This is a genomic window from Microbispora sp. NPDC049633, assembly GCF_040675265.1.
GTDB lineage: Bacteria > Actinomycetota > Actinomycetes > Streptosporangiales > Streptosporangiaceae > Microbispora > Microbispora maris.
The window spans coordinates 1-3047 of sequence record NZ_JBFAOO010000370.1 but is presented as its reverse complement, the minus strand read 5'-3'; the positions used below and the strand labels follow the sequence as shown (position 1 = coordinate 3047).

The window sequence follows — 3047 nt, the reverse complement described above, 5'->3', positions numbered from 1 at the left end:
GTCGGCGGTCCTGGTGGGACCGCCGACCGGAGACCTCGCCGCTCAGTCACGGTCCAGGCCGTCGCCGACGCGATCCGGCGCTCAGTTGTAGGGGTTGTCGTAGGTGCCGGTGCTCTTCGTCCGCATCTGGTACTGGCCGTTGCTGCCGAACCACCCGCCGGTCACGTCGAAGCGGACGTTGCGGACGGTGCCGCCGAAGTTCACCTCGCCGCTGTACAGGTAGGCCTGCTGGCACCCCGGCATCGACGTCGGGCCGGTCTGCGTCGGCCAGGCCGTGCTCGTGCCGTTGACGTTGATCGTGAAGTAGGGCTGCGGGTAGGCGTGCTGCCAGCACAGGCGCAGCGAGTAGCGGTACTTCGTGTTCCCGTCGTCGAACGCCACCGTGCCGTCCAGGAGGGCCAGCTGTGTCGCGTTGCCGTCGTTGCTCACCAGTTGCAGGTAGACCGGCTGGTCCGGGCCGTACGCCGCGTGCGCGGGGCTGAGCGGCAGGAGCGCGGCGGCCATCGCCCCGATGGCCATGGCGAACGACGCCGTGAGGCGACGTCCACTCGAGCGTGCGATCAATTCACACCTCATCCGTAGCAGGAGTGCGAGTGCCCGGAGGCTATGGCCGCGGAAGCGGAACGATCCAGCGTGGCGGTGCGGGGGCTGGATCCGGTCCGGCGTTAACGCGGCGCCCGGGGGGACCTTGGCGACGCCGCTGCGCGGCGACCAGCGCGGAGACGGCGGCGGAGCGGGTCGAAATCCCCGCGGGACCGTTGAATATTTCATGCCGCATATTTGATGCCGCGTGAGGCGCCGGCGGAGGATTCCCGCGAGGATCACGAAGACGGCCCCCGGCGGCGCTCCGCCGGGGGCCGGTCGCGGGTCCGGCCGGAGGTCAGCAGATCTTGTAGTCGTGCCGCGACGAGTTGTACGCGCAGGAGTCGACCAGCGCGCCCGAGGCGTCCCGCAGGTACGCCGCATCCGCGGTCTGGTTCCAGATGTAGGCGAAAGTCCCCCCGCTCCTGCCCCAGTAGAGGGTGGTCGCGGTGTTCTTCCCCCTGCCGGTCCGCAGGGTGACCGTCTTCCCCGCGCCGAGGGTGAACCTGCCGAACGTGTAGACGTGATCCGCCCGCTTCGTCCTGTCGCGGACGGTCCAGCCCGTGAGGCTCACGGCCTTCCTCGTCGAGTTCTTGATCTGGACGTACTCGCCGTTCAGGCTGCTGTTCGCGCCGAAGTCCGGCGAACCGGGCGAGTCGTAGTAGATCTTGGTGATCCGGACGGCCGGGCCCGCCGCGTAGGAGGGCTGGGAGACGGCCACCACGCCGGCGGCCACCACCGCGGCCGTCAGCAGGGATCGGATACGCACGGAGTTACTCCTGGGATGGGGAGGACACGATCGGAATCGATCATAATGATGATCTTTGATACCGATTGACCATCCCTGTATCGGTTTGGCATCCGTGGGGCGCCCCCGCGGAGACCGGCCCCGTGGCCTCAGTTCACCGGAAGACACCCGTGTGGCCGAGCGAGTACCGGCCGGGCTGGGGATACACGCACAGCCCGTGCGGCCCGGCGCCGACCCTGATGGTGCGGACGACTCTGCCGTCCCGGGTGTCGAAGACGTAGACGACCCCGTGGTAGCGACCGCTGAGCCACAGCTTCGTGCCGTCCGCCGACACGCCGCCCATGTCGGGCGAGCCGCCGCCGGGGATCCGCCACACGTCCACCACCTTCCGTTTCGCGAACGACACGACCGACACCGATCCCTCGCCCCGGTTCGACACGTACAGACGGCGCGAGTCGCGGCTGACGTAGAGGCCGTGCGCGCCCCGGCCGGTCGGCAGGAACCGTTCGACCTCGTACGTCGCCGCGTCGACCAGCCACACCCCGTGCCGTTCCATGTCCGCGACGTAGAAGACCGTGCCGTCGGGCGACAACTTCACGTCCTGCGGCATGCTCATGTGGCCCAGGTGGATGCGGCGGATCACGCTCGGCGTACGCCAGTCGATCACGACGAGGTCGCCGCTGAACTCGCAGCTCGCGAGGAACACCGTGCCGTCCACGGTGAAGTCGCCGTGGTTCACGCCCCGGCAGGGCAGCGGCAGGGAGCGCAGGAGTTTCATGCTGTGCGGGTCGCGCAGGTCGAGCTGGTTGTTCCGCTCCGCCATGACCAGCGCGTACGTGCCGTCCGGGGAGAAGTACAGGTTGTACGGGTCCTCCACGGGCACCGGGCGGCCGGGCCTGCCGGTGCGGGGGTCGACAGGGGTGAGGAAGTTGCCCCGGTTGTTGTTCACCCACAGCGTCTTGAGGTCCCAGGACGGCACCACGTGCTGGGGCAGCGCCCCGGTCCTGAAGTGCCGCACGATCCGGTACGTCTCCGGGTCGATGACGTCGACCGTGCCGCTTTCGCTGTTGGGCACGTACACGAGGGAGCGGAAACCCTTCACGACGGGGCTGAGCATCCCCGGCCGGTCGGCCGCGTAGACGTCGGCCCGCCCCCGGTGCTCCGGCTCGATCGGCGCGGCCGCGGCCGGCGACGGCCGGGCGGACGACGGCGGGGCGCTCGTGATGCGCGCCGGCGCGGCCCGCGGCACGGGCGGCTCCGCCGTGCGTCCGATGACGGCGCATCCCCCCACGATCACCAGCGCCACGGTCATCAGTGCCACGGTCATCAGTGCCACGGTCACGGCAGCGGCTCCACGCGCTCGGTCCACGCCTGCCCCTTCGTCGCGGCGGGCTGTGCCCGGCCAGCCCCCGTACGGTCATGACCGGCCGCGCCTGGATCGGCACGACGCAGCGGGTCGGCGCGACGCTAACGCCGGCCGCCACGGCCCGCAGGCCGCTTTGCCCGCTCTTTCAGGCCCCGTGCCCCACCGCCGCCCGGGCGCGCCGAGATGCCGCTCCCACCCCCGCAGGCAGGAGCCGCCCGCCGGCAGCGGGCCCGCACGGCTCAGCCCGTGACGGCGCGCGTCATCGGGCGGTCACCTCGGCGCCGAGCAGTTCGTCCACGGCTTTCCGGTCGGGCAGCGAGGGGCTGGCGCCGGGCAGTGTGGTCGCGAGGG

3 protein-coding genes are annotated in these 3047 nt (G+C 70.9%); all 3 read right to left on the bottom strand.

What is annotated here, in order from left to right; translation table 11 throughout:
• Positions 1-81 precede the first annotated feature (81 nt).
• The 3 genes from AB0J39_RS38950 to AB0J39_RS38940 all read right to left on the bottom strand — a co-directional run bounded on the left by AB0J39_RS38950 (position 82) and on the right by AB0J39_RS38940 (position 2672).
• A complete protein-coding gene (locus AB0J39_RS38950) occupies positions 82-564 on the bottom strand; it encodes a hypothetical protein (RefSeq protein WP_363474164.1) in 483 nt (160 codons plus the stop codon).
• Positions 565-880: 316 nt separating this feature from the next.
• Entirely contained in the window at positions 881-1351 is a 471-nt protein-coding gene (locus AB0J39_RS38945; protein ID WP_363474162.1) for a lamin tail domain-containing protein, read from the bottom strand.
• A 133-nt stretch (positions 1352-1484) separates the two neighbouring features.
• Positions 1485-2672 carry a YncE family protein gene (locus AB0J39_RS38940; protein WP_363474160.1) on the bottom strand — a complete coding sequence of 396 codons (1188 nt, stop codon included), beginning with the start codon at positions 2670-2672 and terminating at the stop codon, positions 1485-1487.
• Between the last annotated feature and the right edge of the window lie 375 nt (positions 2673-3047).